The sequence below is a fragment of the Faecalispora jeddahensis genome (assembly GCF_000577335.1).
In the GTDB taxonomy this organism is placed as follows: Bacteria; Bacillota; Clostridia; order Oscillospirales; family Acutalibacteraceae; genus Faecalispora; species Faecalispora jeddahensis.
Genome location: NZ_CBYL010000101.1, coordinates 1 through 608, shown reverse-complemented (window position 1 = coordinate 608; position 608 = coordinate 1). Strand labels below are relative to the sequence as shown.

Below are 608 nucleotides of genomic sequence, written 5' to 3'. Positions count from 1 at the left end.
ACTAACAGAGGGTGTGCTCATACCCTTACACAATGTTTTCACCCAAAATAATTTTTGGCATAGTGGTTAAGCATCTGTTCCATCGCTTGTAAAAATGCTCTAACCCTAACTTTGACACCCTTGCGTGAGTTTCTTCATCTCTAACAGTCCAATGTAAAACATAAGTGACTTTGCCTACATTGCGTGTGAGGCGAACAGGCAATGCCCCTTCTTTAACGGCATTAAAATCTGTTTGGCGGTGGGTGCGTTTGATATATCTAACTTCAATAACACCATCCTGCTCCATATAAAAGGCGGCAACCTCTTTCATAAGTTGCTCAATTTCCTCTTGCTTTTCAATCTTTGCCTCATAGATACAAATTTCATTAAACATTTATTGCACCACCTCACACATTATATAAATTATATAAAACTTGCTCACCGAGCGTTAATTTCCCATGCTACCGTTTCACAAAAGTTTTACACGGCAGATATATAAAGTGAGTTTACCATAGTAAAGCGGAACTTTCAATTAAACAAATATGAACAATGGAAAGGACACAGATACTATGAAAAAGTCCGTTCGCCATCCTTTTGCAAGGATACTCTGGACGATTTTGGGGATGTAG

At 38.5% G+C, this 608-nt stretch carries 1 protein-coding gene; it reads right to left on the bottom strand.

All coding sequences use genetic code 11. The annotated features are described in order from the left end of the window. Window positions 1-25: 25 nt before the first annotated feature. A complete protein-coding gene (locus TY09_RS17500) occupies window positions 26-373 on the bottom strand; it encodes a hypothetical protein (protein WP_018213991.1) in 348 nt (115 codons plus the stop codon). Window positions 374-608: the final 235 nt, after the last annotated feature.

Coding starts and splice junctions, on each gene's coding strand:
- TY09_RS17500 (WP_018213991.1), bottom strand. CDS start 373: ATGTTTAATGAAATTTGTATCTATGAGGCAAAGATTGAAAAGCAAGAG.